The organism is Burkholderia sp. LMG 13014, from assembly GCF_905232215.1.
Lineage (GTDB): Bacteria > Pseudomonadota > Gammaproteobacteria > Burkholderiales > Burkholderiaceae > Burkholderia.
The window spans coordinates 1-16,234 of sequence record NZ_CAJNKE010000088.1 but is presented as its reverse complement, the minus strand read 5'-3'; the positions used below and the strand labels follow the sequence as shown (position 1 = coordinate 16,234).

The 16,234-nt window shown below is 64.6% G+C and carries 12 protein-coding genes and 2 pseudogenes; 6 read left to right on the top strand and 8 right to left on the bottom strand.

Annotation, left to right across the window (positions count from 1 at the left end):
* From JYJ84_RS12770 to JYJ84_RS12755, 4 genes and pseudogenes are all read left to right on the top strand, one after another.
* A pseudogene (locus JYJ84_RS12770) lies at positions 1-422 on the top strand (glycosyl transferase); the annotation flags it as partial.
* Positions 423-473: 51 nt separating this feature from the next.
* On the top strand, positions 474-1,610 hold the full coding sequence (locus JYJ84_RS12765; RefSeq protein WP_175222834.1) for a glycosyltransferase family 4 protein: 1,137 nt from the start codon (positions 474-476) through the stop codon (positions 1,608-1,610).
* Positions 1,611-1,625: 15 nt separating this feature from the next.
* On the top strand, positions 1,626-2,648 hold the full coding sequence (gene galE / locus JYJ84_RS12760) for a UDP-glucose 4-epimerase GalE (RefSeq protein WP_122944650.1): 1,023 nt from the start codon (positions 1,626-1,628) through the stop codon (positions 2,646-2,648).
* 27 nt (positions 2,649-2,675) lie between these two features.
* A complete protein-coding gene (locus JYJ84_RS12755; protein ID WP_122944649.1) occupies positions 2,676-3,782 on the top strand; it encodes a glycosyltransferase in 1,107 nt (368 codons plus the stop codon).
* 85 nt (positions 3,783-3,867) lie between these two features.
* Here the strand turns inward: JYJ84_RS12755 and JYJ84_RS12750 are convergent, their stop codons facing one another.
* The 7 genes and pseudogenes from JYJ84_RS12750 to JYJ84_RS12720 form a co-directional block, all read right to left on the bottom strand.
* A complete protein-coding gene (locus JYJ84_RS12750) occupies positions 3,868-5,751 on the bottom strand; it encodes a nucleoside-diphosphate sugar epimerase/dehydratase (protein ID WP_175222835.1) in 1,884 nt (627 codons plus the stop codon).
* A gap of 12 nt (positions 5,752-5,763) precedes the next feature.
* On the bottom strand, positions 5,764-6,780 hold the full coding sequence (locus tag JYJ84_RS12745; protein WP_122944647.1) for a glycosyltransferase family 4 protein: 1,017 nt from the start codon (positions 6,778-6,780) through the stop codon (positions 5,764-5,766).
* 5 nt (positions 6,781-6,785) lie between these two features.
* Positions 6,786-7,722, bottom strand: a pseudogene (locus JYJ84_RS12740) (NAD-dependent epimerase/dehydratase family protein).
* Positions 7,719-8,525, bottom strand: coding sequence for a glycosyltransferase family 2 protein (locus tag JYJ84_RS12735; RefSeq protein ID WP_307872099.1), 807 nt, complete (start codon positions 8,523-8,525; stop codon positions 7,719-7,721). The pseudogene JYJ84_RS12740 and the gene JYJ84_RS12735 overlap by 4 nt, the downstream one beginning before the upstream one ends.
* Positions 8,526-8,660: 135 nt before the next feature.
* The gene (locus tag JYJ84_RS12730; protein WP_237433230.1) at positions 8,661-9,371 is read right to left on the bottom strand and encodes an ABC transporter ATP-binding protein; all 711 of its coding nucleotides are present in this window, start codon (positions 9,369-9,371) and stop codon (positions 8,661-8,663) included.
* A gap of 26 nt (positions 9,372-9,397) precedes the next feature.
* A complete protein-coding gene (locus JYJ84_RS12725) occupies positions 9,398-10,243 on the bottom strand; it encodes an ABC transporter permease (RefSeq protein WP_164462541.1) in 846 nt (281 codons plus the stop codon).
* A 114-nt stretch (positions 10,244-10,357) separates the two neighbouring features.
* Complete coding sequence (locus tag JYJ84_RS12720) at positions 10,358-12,223, bottom strand: glycosyltransferase family 2 protein (protein ID WP_205183552.1); 1,866 nt, start codon at positions 12,221-12,223, stop codon at positions 10,358-10,360.
* Between the two features lie 718 nt (positions 12,224-12,941).
* Here JYJ84_RS12720 and JYJ84_RS12715 point away from each other — a divergent pair.
* Both JYJ84_RS12715 and JYJ84_RS12710 read left to right on the top strand, forming a co-directional pair.
* Positions 12,942-14,561 carry a glycosyltransferase gene (locus tag JYJ84_RS12715; protein WP_205189204.1) on the top strand — a complete coding sequence of 540 codons (1,620 nt, stop codon included), beginning with the start codon at positions 12,942-12,944 and terminating at the stop codon, positions 14,559-14,561.
* A complete protein-coding gene (locus JYJ84_RS12710) occupies positions 14,554-15,363 on the top strand; it encodes a glycosyltransferase family 2 protein (RefSeq protein WP_089450036.1) in 810 nt (269 codons plus the stop codon). The genes JYJ84_RS12715 and JYJ84_RS12710 overlap by 8 nt, the downstream gene beginning before the upstream one ends.
* 69 nt (positions 15,364-15,432) lie before the next feature.
* Here the strand turns inward: JYJ84_RS12710 and rfbD are convergent.
* Positions 15,433-16,234 (bottom strand): dTDP-4-dehydrorhamnose reductase (gene rfbD / locus JYJ84_RS12705; protein ID WP_205189203.1); only part of this gene is annotated, 802 nt, incomplete at its 5' end.

Genomic DNA, 16,234 nt, shown 5'->3' with positions numbered 1-16,234 from the left:
CGCGCTTCATGCTGACGCCGGCCACCGATCCGCGCACGCTGCGCCGCACGCGCTTCCTGCGCTCGCCGCTCGTGCACCCGTCGGTCATGCTGCGCATCGACGCCGTGCGAGAAGTGGGCAACTATCGCGTGAAATACCGCGCAGCCGAGGATCTCGATCTTTTTTTACGGTTAATGCAACGCTACGATTGCGCGAACCTGCCCGAGCTCGGCCTCTATTACGAGCTCAACGAGGGCGGGATCAGCGCGACCAAGCGCCGGCGCCAGCTGGTGTCGACGCTCACGCTGCTGCTGAGCCACTTCAACGCGCTGAACCCGTACGACTGGGCCGGCCTCGCCAAGAACCTGCTGCATTTCGTGACGCCGTACCGCACGCTGCAGCGGATCAAGCAGACGCTGTTCGCCGCGCGGCCGTCCGCGTGACGCGGATCCGGCGCTTACGGTCATTTCGACGCTTTATTTTTTCTTTTTTTCATGTCCGCCACCTCCCCGCTGCGCATCGCGCTCGTCTGCAACACGGCCTGGGCGATCTACACATATCGCCACGGGCTGATCCGTGCGCTCGTCGCGCGCGGCGCCGAGGTCATCGTGATCGCGCCGCACGACCGCACGGTGCCGCTGCTCGAGCAGATGGGCTGCCGCTACGTGGCGCTCGCGGTCGCGTCGAAAGGCACGAGCCCGCGCGAGGATCTCGGCACGCTCGCCGCGCTGACGCGTCACTACCGCGCACTGCGGCCCGATCTCGTGTTCCATTACACGATCAAGCCGAACATCTACGGCTCGGTCGCCGCGTGGCTCGCGCGCGTGCCGTCGATCGCGGTGACGACCGGGCTCGGCTACGTCTTCATCCAGAAAAGCCGCGCGGCCAGCGTCGCGAAGCGCCTGTACCGGTTCGCGTTCCGCTTCCCGCGTGAAGTGTGGTTCCTGAACCGCGACGATCTCGCGACCTTCACCGACGAGCGGTTGCTCGCGCATCCCGATCGCGCGCGGCTGCTGCACGGCGAAGGCGTCGATCTCGAACAGTTTGCGCCGGTGCCGCCGCCCGCCGGCGAGGCCCCCGTCTTCATCCTGATCGGCCGGCTGCTGTGGGACAAGGGCGTGCGCGAATACGTGGAGGCCGCGCGCATCGTGCGCGCGCGCTTCCCGAACGCACGCTTCCAGCTGCTCGGGCCGCTCGGCGTCGACAATCCGAGCGCGATCGGCCGCGCCGATGTCGACGCATGGACCGCCGAAGGCGTCGTCGAGTATCTCGGCGAAGCGCACGACGTGCGCCCCCATATCGCGGCGGCCGACTGCGTCGTGCTACCGTCGTACCGCGAAGGCGTGCCGCGCACGCTGATGGAAGCGTCGGCGATGGGCCGCCCGATCGTCGCGACCGATGTGCCGGGCTGCCGCGACGTCGTCGCCGACGGCGAAACGGGCTTCCTGTGCCGCGTGCGCGACAGCGCGAGCCTCGCGGAGCAGTTGCTCCGCATGATCGAACTCGGCACGGCCGGACGCGACGCGATGGGTGCGCGCGGCCGGCACAAGGTCGCGGTGGAATTCGACGAGCAGCAGGTCGTCGAGCGCTACCGGCAAACCATTCATTCATTGACAGGCATTACCCTCTGAAGGAGCACCTCTGCAATGACCGCTAAAGGCACCATCCTCGTTACCGGCGGTGCGGGCTACATCGGCTCGCACACGGCCGTCGAGCTGCTCGACAACGGCTACGACGTCGTGATCGTCGACAACCTCGTCAACAGCAAGGCCGAATCCGTGCGCCGCATCGAGCGGATCACGGGCAAGACGCCCGCGTTCCATCAGGTCGACGTGTGCGACGAAGCCGCGCTCGCCAAGGTGTTCGACGCGCATCCGATCACCGGCACCATCCACTTCGCGGCGCTCAAGGCCGTCGGCGAATCGGTCGCGAAGCCGCTCGAGTACTACCAGAACAACCTCGGCGGCCTGCTCGCCGTGCTCAAGGTGATGCGCGAGCGCAACGTCAAGCAGTTCGTGTTCAGCTCGTCCGCGACCGTGTACGGCGTGCCCGAGCGCTCGCCGATCGACGAATCGTTCCCGCTGTCCGCGACGAACCCGTACGGCCAGTCGAAGCTGATCGCCGAGCAGATCCTGCGCGACCTCGAGGTCTCCGACCCGTCGTGGCGGATCGCGACGCTGCGCTACTTCAACCCGGTCGGCGCGCACGCGAGCGGGCTGATCGGCGAGGATCCGGCCGGTATCCCGAACAACCTGATGCCGTATGTCGCCCAGGTCGCGGTCGGCAAGCTCGAAAAGCTGCGCGTGTTCGGCTCCGACTACCCGACGCCGGACGGCACGGGCGTGCGCGACTACATCCACGTCGTCGATCTCGCGAAGGGCCACATCGCCGCGCTCGACGCGCTCGCGAAGCGCGACGCAAGCTTCGTCGTGAACCTCGGCACGGGCCAGGGCTACAGCGTGCTGGAAGTCGTGCGGGCGTTTGAAAAGGCGTCGGGCCGGCCGGTGCCGTACGAGCTCGTCACGCGCCGCCCGGGCGACATCGCCGAGTGCTACGCGAATCCGCAGGCCGCGGCCGACATCATCGGCTGGCGCGCGACGCTCGGCATCGAAGAAATGTGTGCCGACCACTGGCGATGGCAGGAGGGGAACCCCCGCGGTTTTGTATAATCCGCTGTCCATTTTTCGAGCGGTCCCATGCTCAGCTTCGCGTCCGGCTTCATTGTCTCCCTGCTCGTCACGCTGTTCATCGTGCGCTACGCGCACCTTCACGAGAAATTCTCGATCGACAGCGACCTGGCCGGCGTGCAGAAATTCCACGTGCGGCCCGTGCCGCGGGTCGGGGGCATCGGGATCCTCGCGGGCGTCGTCGTCGCGGCGCTGCTGCTCATGCAGCGCTACCCGACGATCGCCGGCAGCATTCTCGGCATCGTTGCCTGCGGCATGCCGGCGTTCCTGTCCGGCCTGGTCGAGGACCTGACCAAGCGCGTGTCGCCGCGCGCGCGGCTGCTCTGCACGATGGGCGCGGCCGCGCTCGCGTTCTGGCTGATGAAAATCGCGGTCACGCGCATCAGCGTGCCGCCGCTCGACTTCCTGCTCAGCTATGCCGCCATTTCGGCGTTCGTCACCGTGCTTGCGGTCGCGGCGCTCGCGAATGCGGTCAACATCATCGACGGCTTCAACGGGCTCGCGTCGATGGTCAGCTTCATGATGTTCGCGTCGCTCGCGTACGTGGCGTTCCAGGTCGGCGACCCGGTCGTCATGTCCGCGTCGATCATCATGATGGGCGCCGTGCTCGGCTTCTTCCTGTGGAATTTCCCGGCCGGCCTGATCTTCCTCGGCGACGGCGGCGCGTATTTCATCGGCTTCATGCTCGCGGAGCTCGCGATCATGCTCGTGATGCGCAACCGCGAGGTATCCGCGTGGTACCCGGTGCTGCTGTTCATGTACCCGATCTTCGAGACCTGCTTCTCGATCTACCGGAAGAAATTCATCCGCGGGATGTCGCCCGGCATTCCGGACGGCGTGCACCTGCACATGCTCGTGTACAAGCGGCTGATGCGCTGGGCCGTCGGCACGAAGCACGCGCACGACCTGACGCGCCGCAATTCGCTGACGTCGCCGTACCTGTGGCTGCTGTGCCTCGTCGCGGTGATACCCGCGACGCTGTTCTGGCGGCACACGGTGCATCTGTTCGTGTTCGTCGTGCTGTTTGCGCTGACCTACGTGTGGCTGTACCTCAGCATCGTGCGGTTCAGGGCGCCGCGGTGGATGGTGGTGAGGAAACATCGACGCAGCCACTGAGCCGCATGCCGACTTCCAGACAAAAAAAGCGCCCTGCAGGGCGCTTTTTTTTGTCTTGCCGTTCGGTTCACGGCCCGGGGCCGCATCACCCGTTCGATGCGGCGCGCACCGACGGGACGCTCTGCAACACGGGGGCAATGGCCGTCTGATATTCCGGCACCCAGCGCCGCAGGTCGCGCCGCACTTCGTCGTCGGGCAGTACACGATGCTGCATCAGCCACGGCAGCAGCTCGTCGAGGAAATTGTCCGGCACTTCCCGTGCGCGTGCGATCCGCAGCTTCGGATGCGGTGTGCGCGTCGTCGCCTCGTCGTCCGCGAGCAGCTCCTCGTAGAGCTTCTCGCCGGGCCGCAGCCCGGTGAACTCGATGCGGATCTGCTCTTCCGCGAAACCGTACAGGCGGATCAGGTCGCATGCGAGATCGACGATCCTCACCGGTTCGCCCATGTCGAGGATGAAGATCTCGCCGCCATGCCCCATGCTCGACGCCTGCAGCACGAGCTGCGACGCTTCCGGGATCGTCATGAAGAAACGCGTGATCTCCGGATGCGTGACCGTCACCGGGCCGCCCTTCGCGATCTGCTGCTGGAATTTCGGGATCACGCTGCCCGCGCTGCCCAGCACGTTGCCGAAGCGCACGGTCTCGAACTGCGTGCGCTCGCTCGTCTGCTGCAACGCCTGGCAGGCCATTTCGGCCAGACGCTTGCTCGCGCCCATCACGTTGGTCGGATTGACCGCCTTGTCGGTCGAGATCAGCACGAAATGACGGACCTCGTGGCGAATCGCCGCGCGGGCCACGCGATAGGTGCCGAGCACGTTGTTGCGCAAGGCCTGCCACGCGTTGTGCTCCTCCATCAGCGGCACATGCTTGTAGGCGGCCGCATGGAACACGATGTGCGGCGCGTGACGCGACATCACCTGGTCGAGCAGCAGCGAATCCTTCGCGTCGCCGATGATCGGCAGGACCGGCAGGTCGGGGAAGCGCTCGCGCAGCTCCTCGGTCAGCCGGTACATCGCGTACTCGGACAGGTCGAACGCGACGAGCTGCGCCGGCGCGAAGCGCAGGATCTGCCGGCACAGCTCGGATCCGATCGAACCGCCCGCGCCCGTCACCATCACGACGCGACCGCGCAGCAACGCCTCGACGTGCGGCGTATCGATCGTCACGGCCTCGCGACCGAGCAAATCCTCGAGATCGATGTTCCGCACTTGCGACAGGAAGCCCTGCCCCGGCATCAGTGCGGTCAGCGAAGGCAGCACCATCGCCTTCACGCCGGCCCGCACGCACAACGTCGCGACGCGGCGCTGCACCTCGACCGACGCCGACGGAATCGCGATGATCGCGTATTCGACCTTCATCGCGTCGGTCCAGTGCTTGAGGTCGTTGAACGAGCCCAGCACCTTGTGACCGTATATCTCGCGGCCCTGCTTGGTGACGTCATCGTCGAGCAGGCCGACGAGGCGCCATTCGCCGGAGCGCGACAGCTCGCGCGCGAGGCTCGCACCGGCCGTGCCGGCGCCGAGCACCAGCACCGGCTTGCCCTTCCCGACGAGCCCGCCGTACAGGTAGTACTCCTTGGTCGCGCGATACAGCGCGCGGGCGCCGCCCATCACCAGGAACAGCATCAGCGGCGACACGAGCAGTACCGAGCGGGGAATGATCGGCGTCGGCTGGAACATCACGGCGCCGATCATCACGATCACGCCGCCGCCGGCCACCGCCTTCGAGATGCGCATCAGGTCGGGCAGGCTCGCGAATACCCACAGCCCGCGATACAGGCCGAACCCGTGGAACATCAGCGCGTACACGGGCAGCACCCATGTCAGCGCCATCAGCGCGCCGCGCAGGAACTCATGCGGGACGCTACCGTTGAAACGAACGAGATAAGCGAACAACCACGCGGCAAGCACCGCCGTCAGGTCGAACAGGAAAGCACTCAACGACAGCCACGATGCTTTGGATCGCAACATCGGCGGGAAACCTCATGATTTGTTTTCGGCGGCCGTCCGAATCCGGCGCCAGCGCATGTCGATGACAAGCCCGAGACATACGAGAACGCCGTACCAGGCGGCAAACAGCAACCACTGCTGCGGCTCCGGGCGACCCAATGCCCACAGGGCAACGATTATGCCCGCGAGCATGATGAGGTACCAATATACGGCGGTGCGTCCATGACCGATGCCGGATCGCACCATCCTTTGATAATAATGCTCCCGGTGCGCCTGCCAGAACTTTTCACCGCGTAACAAACGTCTCACGAGTGTTACAGATGCATCGGCAATAAAGGGCGCGAACACCATCGCCGGGAACCAGATCGGCCAGACCCCGTGTCGCCAGCCCCAGTAGCCGAGCGCGCCCGCCATGAACCCGAGCGGAATGGAGCCCGCATCGCCGAGGAACAGCTTCGCCGGATGGAAATTCAGCAACAGGAAGCCCAGCGCGGCACCGGCGATTGCGGCGGCACCGGCGACAAGATCCGGGGACGGATGTGCGCCGGCCAGCGCCGCCACCGCATAGGCCCCGAAACCGAACAGCGCCATCCCGCCTGCCAGGCCGTCCGCACCGTCCATGAAGTTGTAGAGGTTGGTCAGCCAGACCATGGCGAAACCGACACCCGCAAGCAGCCACCATGGGGCAGCGGCCGGATAGCTGGCGATCAGCGCGACGACCGCGGCCAGATGCGCGGCGAACCTGACACGGGCCGGCAACCCGTGCCGGTCGTCGAATTGCGACAGGGCTGCCAGCGCCGCCGCCGCGACGGCGATCAGCCAGATCCGCGGCGCGAACCCCAGCATCGCAAGCACGGAGACCGGCACGATGCCCCAGCCGCCGACGCGCGGCGTCGGACGCACGTGTAACGAACGATCGTTTGGAATGTCGGTGGCTAGCCGCCACGCCAGCCCGGTGGCGAGCAGCGTGCGCAGGATCGCTGTGGTCGCGACGGCGCAGGCCAGCGCCATCGCGGCGGCAGTCGGCCACGTGGAAATCGCGAAATGCATGTCGGTTATTGTTCCGTATCGCGCGAACGATACCATGCCGCCGTCGCTTCGAGCCCCTGCCGGGTCGAATGCGGGGGGCGCCAGTCGAGCACCCGCGCGATGCAGCCGGTATCGAGCTGCAGGCCGCCCGTCAGGCGGTCGATCGCGGCAGTCCGGCCGGTCAACTTGCCCACCGCGCGCAACACCCCGACCGGAACCGGAAACAACCGCGCCGGCTTGCCGAGCGCATCGCCGACCATCTGCAGCAGTTCGGTCACGGACGGTGCGTCGTCGTCGGCAACGTGAAAGCAGCCCTGCGCCGCACGCGGGTCGGTCGCGCAGTGCAGCAACGCATCCGCGAGATTGTCGACGTAGACCAGACTGCGGCGCGCCGCGCGCGATCGCATCCATCATCCGCAGGAAGTTGGCGCGCACACCGGGGCCATAGACGAGCGGCGGACGAACGATCACGACGTCGAGGCCGGTTTGCGACGCAAACTCGACCAGCGCCTGCTCGGCCTCGAGTTTCGACCGCCCGTACGCATCTTCCGGATGCGGCGGCACACGCTCGTCCAGCGGCACGCCGCCGTCGGACTCCGCCACCGCCTTCACGCTGCTGACGAACACCATGCGCCGGACGTTGCGGCGATGCGCGGCTTGCGCAACCCGCAACGCGCCTTCGACGTTTGCCGCGCGAAATGCGGCAGCCGGATCGTCGGCGTCGTCACGCATCACGTGGACGCGCGCCGCGAGGTGCACCACGCAATCCGGCTCGAACGCAGCCGGCCACGCGTCGGCGAGGCCCGCGAAGTCGTCGGCGGGATGAACCCACTCGCGAACACCGGCAACACACGCGCCCGAGCGGCGCACGAGCCCGCTCGCGGTATGCCCGCGACGCTGCAGCGCCAGGCAAAGCGCACGGCCGACGAACCCGTTCGCCCCGGTCACGAGCACATCGCTCATAGACATTTCCAGCCGAAGCGGTTGAAGAACTTGAATGCCGACGCCGAGAACATCCGGATGTGCGCGAAGCCCTTGCGCGAAGCGCCGCCGCCATAGTGCGACACCCGCACGGTCGGCACGTACGCCACCCGCGCAACATCGAGCGTGCGCAAGCTCAGGTCGTAGTCTTCGAAATACAGGAAATAGCGCGGATCGAAGCCGCCGAGCTTCTTGAGGAGGTCGGTCCGGAACAGCATGAAGCAGCCGCTGACGATCGGCGGATCCCACACGATGTCGCGATCGTTGATCACGTCCCGCATTTCATATCGGGACAGCCGCGACGAGAAAAACCGCCTGAACCGCGCCGGCAGGAAGCCCCGCACGGCCAGATCCAGCACCGTCGGATAGCGGCGGCACAGATACTGAAGATGGCCGTCGCCGTCATCGATCCTCGGCGTCAGCAGGCCGACCTCCGGATGGGCATCGAAAAACTTCAGCGCGTGCGTGAGCGCATCGGGCTCGACGTCGATGTCCGGATTCAGCACCAGATGGTAGCCGCCGTCCGCGCGCTCGATCGCGAGATTGTGCCCTCGCCCGTATCCGACGTTACCCTGGCCGCTCACGGTCACATGGCGGATCCCGGCGGCATCGAGCACGGCCGGGTTCCATCCGGCGTCGGCAAGGCCGCCGTTGTCGATCATGTACAGGTCGACGGTAAATCCGGGGCGGAACTTGCGCGTCGCGTCGACGGCGACACACAAGCGCTCGAGCGTGCGCGCAAGCACCGTCGCGTCGGGCCGATAGACGACGACGGATACCGACAACCGGCTATCTGAACCGCCCGTCACGCCGGCCGCCCACGCTGGTCTGCACCACGCATGCAGGCGCACCCTGCCGCTGCGATGCCACGTCGAACGCGCACCGGGGTCATGCCGGACAGGCCGACCGCTACGCGTTCGTCAACGCGCCGCCAGGTACTGCGTGATGATTTCATCGGGATTTCCGTCTGCCTTTACCTGCCCGTGATCGAGCCACACGACGCGATTGCACAGCGTCCTCAACAGGTCCATGTCGTGCGACACGCAGACCATGATGCTGGCCTTGTCGATGAACTCCGTCATCCGCTGCTTGGCCTTGGCGATGAAAGACGCGTCGCCGCCGGCAAACACTTCGTCGAGAATCAGGATTTCCGGATGAACGGCCGTGGCAATTGCAAACGCCAGCTTCATGTACATGCCGGTCGAATAGTATTTCACCGGCGTATCGATGAATTCTTCCAGCTCCGTGAATTCAATGATTTCGCCTTCCAGGCGGCGCAACTCGTCTTTCGAATAGCCGAGAATGCTGCCGCTGAAATAAATATTGTCACGCCCGCTGAATTCGGGATTGAAGCCGGCGCCGATCTCGATGAGCGGCGCGACGCGCCCGGTGATCTTGACGTCGCCGGACTGCGCGGAGTAAATGCGGCAAATGGTCTTCAGCAGCGTGCTCTTACCCGCGCCATTGTGCCCGACGATACCCACGCGATCGCCGCGCCGAATCGTCAGACTGACATTCTTCAACGCCCAGAAATCCGTGAATTTCGAATGGGATTTCGAACGGAAAAACTGCGCAAGGTAGTCTTTCAGACTCGGCGTCTTGTCATGGTAAAGTCGAAATTTGAGCGACACATTTACCACTTCAATCGAAGACATAATCAAAGCCTAAAGATGAGTTTGTTCTCGTAGGACCGAAAGAGCTTGAGTCCGATCGAGAAGCTTGCGATCGCAGCGACCAACGCGATGCCGATTACCGTCAACGACGGCAATTCCGAGCGATAAATCGGTGCGCGGAACAGATCCACGAAATAGAGCAGCGGATTGAAGCGCAGGATGTTTTGCAGCGACGGCGAAATGGCGCTCGGCTGGTACATGATCGGCGTCAGGAAGTACAACGCCTGCATCAGCACGCCGATCAGATGCTGCAGATCCCGGAAATACACCATCGCAACCGACAGCATCAGCGCGAGACCGAGCGCGAAGAAATACAGGATCGCGAAAGAAATCGGGAGAAAGAACAAGGCCGGACTGATGCGCGCGCCCACGACAAACGCGATGACGAACAGCGCAACCAGGCCGAACAGCGAATCCAGCAGGCACCCGATCGCGGTCGAGATCGGGAAGATCAGCTTCGGGACATAGACTTTCTTGATCAGCCCTTCGTTCGAGACGATCGAGCTGCCCGCCTGCACCACGCATCCGCTGAAGAAGTTCCACGGCACCGTGGCCGCGAACAGGAAAATTGCGTAGTCACGCAGGCCGAGGCGGAAGATATGCGAGAACACGACGGCCGACACCGTCATCATCATCAGCGGATTGAGAATCGTCCACAAATAGCCGAAGATGGTCCGGCGGTAACGGGCCAGCAGTTGCTGCGTCACCAGTTGGTACAGCACGTGCCGATAGGCAAACAGCTCTTTGGTAAACATTATCGAGTTCAGTTGAAACCGGCAATTTGGCAAAATCGGCATGCAAACCAGCCCCGGCGACCGCTCGGCGGCCACGGATCCGATACGGCGAACGGCTCTCCACGTTTCGCGTCGGACTCCGGCCCGGATCGGAGGGGGCGCAAATTATAGCGCACCGGTTGCACGATCAGCGACCGATCCGACGCAGGATTACCCTTGCCGCTTCGCCGCCGACGCGAACTTCCGCTTGATCCGCCCCATTACGCCACGAGAAATCAGATAGAAGCGGCGCAATACCCAGATTCCGGGAATCCGCAGCGCGATCGCGCGAAGCCGGCTCCTCGACACCGCGATCGGATACATGATCTTCGCGAGCTCTTCGGCGTACTTCATCACCTCGTTCGGCGTCATCTGCAGCACCATGCCGTCCCGGGCCTGCACCGCTTTCTGATAGTAGTCGTCCAGCTCCTGCTGACGGACCGATGCAACCGAGTCTTGAGCAGGCACCCGATACTCGGATGTCACCTTCTCGACGAGCTCGAAATCGTTGCGCTGGCAATAACGCACCCACAAGTCCCAGTCCTCGAGGCGATCCAGTTGCACGTTGAACCCGCCGTACTGCTCGAACAGCGCGCGCCGGAACAGGATCGCCTGAATCGGAATGAAGTTGTGATGCCAGATCGCCGCCCTCGAGAAACCCTCGCGGTACGCCACGTAGCGGCTGGCGACCCGGTACACCCACGGATCATGACTGACGATTTCCGTGTCCACCTGGAACGCGAGCGCATACGCGCCGGCCAGATCCGGACGGCTGTCGAGCTTGCGCGCGAGCACTTCGACGTGGTCGGCAAACAGCAGGTCGTCGTCATCGAGAAAACACGCGTACTTGCCGGTCGCCGCCTCGAGCCCGACATTGCCGGCGACGCAGCGCCCTGCTTTCGGAATCGGGTGATACTGCACCCGCGCAAGCGCGCCCGATGCCCGAACGGACTCGACGAACGACTGCGCCGTCTCCGAGCCGTCCTCCACCACCACGAGTTCGACGTTCGGGTAGGTCTGATGCACGACCGATTGCACGGCCTCTTTCAGCTTGCCCAGACGCCCCGCACACGTGCGCACCACGATGCTCACGAGCGGAGGGTCCGCCGGCAGTTGCTCGAACGTTTGAAACGCCCCTTCGCGAGATTGCTCGTAATCCCACCCGCGGAACGGGAATACGATGTCCGACTGCTTGCGCGTTCGCAGGAAATAGACACTGTCGCGCAGGATCGTCATCAGGTTCGCAAACAGGCCCTTGACGCGCCCCTGGATCGGCAGCGGGATCATGAACAACCCGAGATACATCGCGAGTCCGCCGACGATCTGGCGCAGCGTGCCGTACCGCATGCGCAACAGGACGTTCGCCCGCGTGCTGCCGAAAAACTGCACCGGCTTCAGCTCGTTCGCGGTTTCATAGGTGTAGTGCCAGCACACGGCGTCGACGCAGTACTTGATGACATGGCCTCGATCGCGAAGGCGATACGAAAGCTCGACGTCTTCGCCGTACATGAACAATCGCGACTCGTAACCACCGACCTGTTCCAGCGCGCTGCGCCGGAACAGCATGCACGCGCTTGACGCCCAGCTCACCTCGAGCGTGACAGGGTCGTAGTACTTCGGATGCTCGTACGGCTTTTGCCTGAACTCCCAGCCCGCGACCCGCGCATCGTCGGCGACGGCGCGGCGCACCGCGCGCTCGATGGCATTCGCCTCATACGTCAGGTCGACGTTGGTGACCAGAAAGAATTCCGACTGGCCCGCCGCAAGGTTGGCGTTGTGCCCTGCGCCGAAGCCGACGTTTGCCCCCGTGTCCAGCGACACCGACCGGAACCGCTCGCCGAATCGCGCGATCAGGTCGCGCAGCGCCTCGACGGTGCGATCCTTCGAACCGTTGTCCCGGATCAACACCGTGATCTTGTCGAGCGGATACTGCTGCGCGACGAGACTCTCCCAGAAACCTGCAAGCCAGCGCTCGGAATTGTATGTAACGATGGAAATATCGATACAAGGTAGGTCGGTTGTGCTCAGACTGGACATTGATTCCAAAGGGTGACCGGGGGGAAAGAGGGATTCTGTCATGTCTGCTCGCCTGAACGAGGGACGGGATACAAAGCGGCGGCGTCCCGGGACAGCCGCTCGCGTTGCAGCTGCCTGGCCGGCGCTGGAGCCGGCACTGGAAACGACATGGGCAGCCCCCGGACGACAGGGTGCTCCCGCTCCCGCCACGGATGCCTCTCGTACACCACGAGACACCCGTGCGAATGGACGACTCTCGAGTCGAGGAGAGCCGCAAACGCATTGCGATCAGGCCGTTACCGCCGACACCCGGCCCGTTGAACCACTTGGACTATCTGAACCGGTTCGACCACCTGACGGTAGGCCCGACAAAGGCGGCATTGTCGCATGAATGACTCAGCGGATAATGTTAAAAGGTGTTTCACGGCCTGTCGAGTTGCGTCCTGGCGGCGTTCCCGCGACGTCCTTGCCTGCCGCGGCCCGCCCAGGCCAGCCGCTCCCTGACCGCACGCACCGGACGGGGGCATTCGCGGAAAAGGCGCATCAGCGGTCATGTACAATCTCGGCCGTTGTCACTTGCCGCCTCTGCCGATCGAGGCCGACACTCCGTGTATCCGGTGTGTTAACGTGTTCTCGTTCGAGGCTGCGCATTCATCACATGAAACTGACGATTCAAGGTACTGCTCGCCTCTCCAAGCGTGTTCTGTCGCGGCTACGACATCGCATGACGGCGGGCCGTGTGCCCGCACTCCGTGGCAACACGGCCGCCAGCCCCAACGGCACGGCTCCGTCGCAAGTCGACCGCGACCCGGGAAGCGACGCACGATTTCGAGCGTTCATCGAAGACAAGCTCGATCGCGACGCCTATCTGTTCAACAATCCTGACGTGAAGGCCGCCGGCGTCGACCCCGTCGAACACTGGCTGAAGTGGGGCATCGATGAAGGTCGCTCGATCGCACCGCGCACGGACGTCGTGATCGGCGACATGGATCATATCGAAGGCGCGTCGTGGCAGTACTTCCGCTGGAAGGGGCGCCCCGTCGCGGTCCGGGTGCGTCGCCCCATCGGGCGCATCCTCGATCAGATCGCCGAACAGGCCGAATTCGATCTCGGGATCGTGGCGGCCGGCGCGAAAGCGATCGGCAATCTTCGCGAATTCGACGCAACCGACCTGCTGGCTCGCGACGGCGTTCACGTGTCGAGAATCTTCGAATCGCTGTCGGTGGTGCCGCGTACGGTCGTCGCGACGCCGTTCCTGTGTACCGGCGGCGCCGAAAAATACGTGGCCGACCTCGTGCAGACGCTCGGCGATTCGGTCGCCGAACCAATTCTCGTGGTGGTGACCGAGGCAACCGAAAAGGAATCCGCCGGCTGGGAAGCGCTGAACATCCTCGCGCCACTCAAGCGGCACGAGGTGCTGTTCTGGCGTGACGCATGCGGCCCGGGCCACGCCAGTGCGGCCGTATTCGCCCGTTTTCTCAACGCCCTTCGGCCCAATACGATCATTATCAACAACAGCCGGGTCGGTCTTGACGCGGTTGCCCAATTCGGCCGCGGCCTGTCCCAGTACGCGAAGATCTTCTGCACGTTCTTCAGCCTCGGCGTCAACGGCATCGGTGCCCCTTACGGCGCACGCTTCCCGCGCCGCACGCTGTCCTATGCCGCGGCACTGACCGACAACGCACGCATGGCCGATACGCTCGAGCGCATGTGGGGCGGCATTCGCGGCCCCGGCGTCGTGGAGTTGCCGGCCAAGGCCATGCTGGTCGACGAGACGACATTCGCCGCGCGCCTGGCGCGCCGCGCGCCGCGCTGGGCCAACCCCGACCGGCATCGGCGCTGGCTGTGGGTTTCCCGCGTCGAACCGTTCAAGGGCACCGAGATCCTGGCCGCGCTCGCGCAACTGCGCCGCTCGGACGAATTCGACGTCTACGGCCCCGTTCACGGCAGCTTTGCGCAACTGGGCCTCTCCGCGCCGAACATTCATCACAAGGGCGTGCTCGAAAACGTGCCGGCCGCGGATTTCGTCGACTACGACGGTTTCATCTTCACCAGCCTGTTCGAAGGCATGCCCAACATCGTGCTGGAAATGAGCCAGCATGCGCTGCCGTTGATCCTCGCGGACGTTGGCGGACTGCGCGGTACGTTCGACGACTCGGCCGTCAAGTTCGTCGGCCACCAGCACCACGCCGCCGAAACCGCCGCGGCATTCAGCACGGCGATGGACGCGGTGTGCGGATCGACCGGCGCGGACATCGAGCGCATGATCGGTACCGCGTACCAGCAGGTGGTCGCCCGCCACTCCCCTGCCGCCTACTCGCAGAACGTCAAGACCATCTTCGGACTAGAAAGTGACTGACATTTCCGTCTTCATCGTTTTCCACAAAGAGGCGGCATTTGCGATTCCGGCTCTGGCGAGCATGCACCGACTGGTGAGCGTCGCGCGCGAATCGGGCTTGCGTATCGAAGCACGAGCACTGCTCGACAACCCCGACCCGCAGACGCTCGACATCGTGAAACAGCGCGGCGCGTGGCTGGACGCACTCGACGTCGTCTCGTGCGGCGACCTGGGCCTGACGAGAAACACGGGCGTCGACGTGGCAAGCGGCGAGTATCTCGCCTTTCTCGATGGTGACGACCTGTGGGGCAGCCAATGGCTGACGCGCGCATTTGCGTGCTCGCGCGACGAGCCGGCCGACACCCGCTCCATCTGGCACCCCGAAAGCCTGTTCTATTTCCATGAGAGCGACTACGACCGGCACTCGATGAACCATCTGCCGCACCCGTTGGCGCAATCGTTCCACTTCGTCCATCGGGCAAGCGACGAGGAAGGCTTCGATCGCAATTCGCTGTTCCTGAACAACATCTGGTCTGCCAACATTTTCGCGCACCGCAGCATTTACCAGCGGTTCCCGTACAAGCCTGTCGTGAAGTCGATGGGGCTCGGGATCGAGGACTGGACCTGGAACATCGAAACGCTGTGGTCCGACGTCGCACACCGGATCGTGCCGGATACCGTCCACATCATCCGCGTGAAGGAGATGGGCTCCCTGGGACAGAGCAATGCGAGCGAAGGGCTGCTCCCGCACATGCCGGAGCAGATTTTCCCCATCGTCGGGAAGCACGAGGATCACCCTCTCCAGGCCGACGGCACGGCCTGACAGACCCGGAATGCCCGTGAGCGGACCCGCGACGATGCGCGGTCCGGCACGGGGCGGTCCGGCAAGCGCTCAGTCCCGCCGGATTTCGGCGAGGCAAAGCGCCAGTGCATCGCGCCAGTCCGGTGCGGCAAGCCCGAACGTCCGCAACAGCTTTTCGTTCGACAAGCGTGAGTTTGGCGGCCGCACGGCGGGTGTCGGATATTCCGACGACGGAATCGGCACGACCAACGGACGCGACTCAAGCGCGGCGAGCTCGACGATCGCGCTCGCAAAACCATGCCACGAGGTTTCGCCACCGGCCGTCAGATGATAGACGCCCGAACGGGACGCCCACCACGCGGGCGCATCGTTGGCGGCAAGCGCCTGCGCGACGACGTGCGCGGTCATCGTGGCGATCGTGTTCGCCCAGGTCGGCGCACCGATCTGATCGGCAACGATCTTCAACTCCCGGCGTTCGGCCGCCAGCCGCAGCATCGTCAGCAGGAAGTTGCGTCCACGTGCGCCATACACCCAGCTGGTGCGAAAGACGATTGCGGCCGCGCCGACGGCCTCGATCGCACGCTCGCCGGCAAGCTTCGAGCTTCCGTAGACATTCTGCGGCGCGGGCGTATCGGTCTCGACATACGGCGAGGCCTTCGCACCGTCGAACACATAGTCGGTCGAGTAGTGGATCAACGCAGCGCCCAGCGCCTTCGCCTCCTCGGCCAGCACGCCCGGCGCGATCGCGTTGATACGCATTGCCGCGTCCTCGTCGCGCTCCGCCTGGTCGACCGCCGTATAGGCCGCGGGATTGACGATCAGCGTGGGCCGCACGTCGCGCACCACCGCCCGAATCCGGTCCGGATCGGCCAGGTCGAGTGCGGCACGGTCT

Bases quoted from the DNA above. Each gene is read 5' to 3' on its own strand.
- JYJ84_RS12765 (WP_175222834.1), top strand. From the start codon at position 474: ATGTCCGCCACCTCCCCGCTGCGCATCGCGCTCGTCTGCAACACGGCC.
- galE (WP_122944650.1), top strand. From the start codon at position 1,626: ATGACCGCTAAAGGCACCATCCTCGTTACCGGCGGTGCGGGCTACATC.
- JYJ84_RS12755 (WP_122944649.1), top strand. From the start codon at position 2,676: ATGCTCAGCTTCGCGTCCGGCTTCATTGTCTCCCTGCTCGTCACGCTG.
- JYJ84_RS12750 (WP_175222835.1), bottom strand. From the start codon at position 5,751: ATGTTGCGATCCAAAGCATCGTGGCTGTCGTTGAGTGCTTTCCTGTTC.
- JYJ84_RS12745 (WP_122944647.1), bottom strand. From the start codon at position 6,780: ATGCATTTCGCGATTTCCACGTGGCCGACTGCCGCCGCGATGGCGCTG.
- JYJ84_RS12720 (WP_205183552.1), bottom strand. From the start codon at position 12,223: ATGTCCAGTCTGAGCACAACCGACCTACCTTGTATCGATATTTCCATC.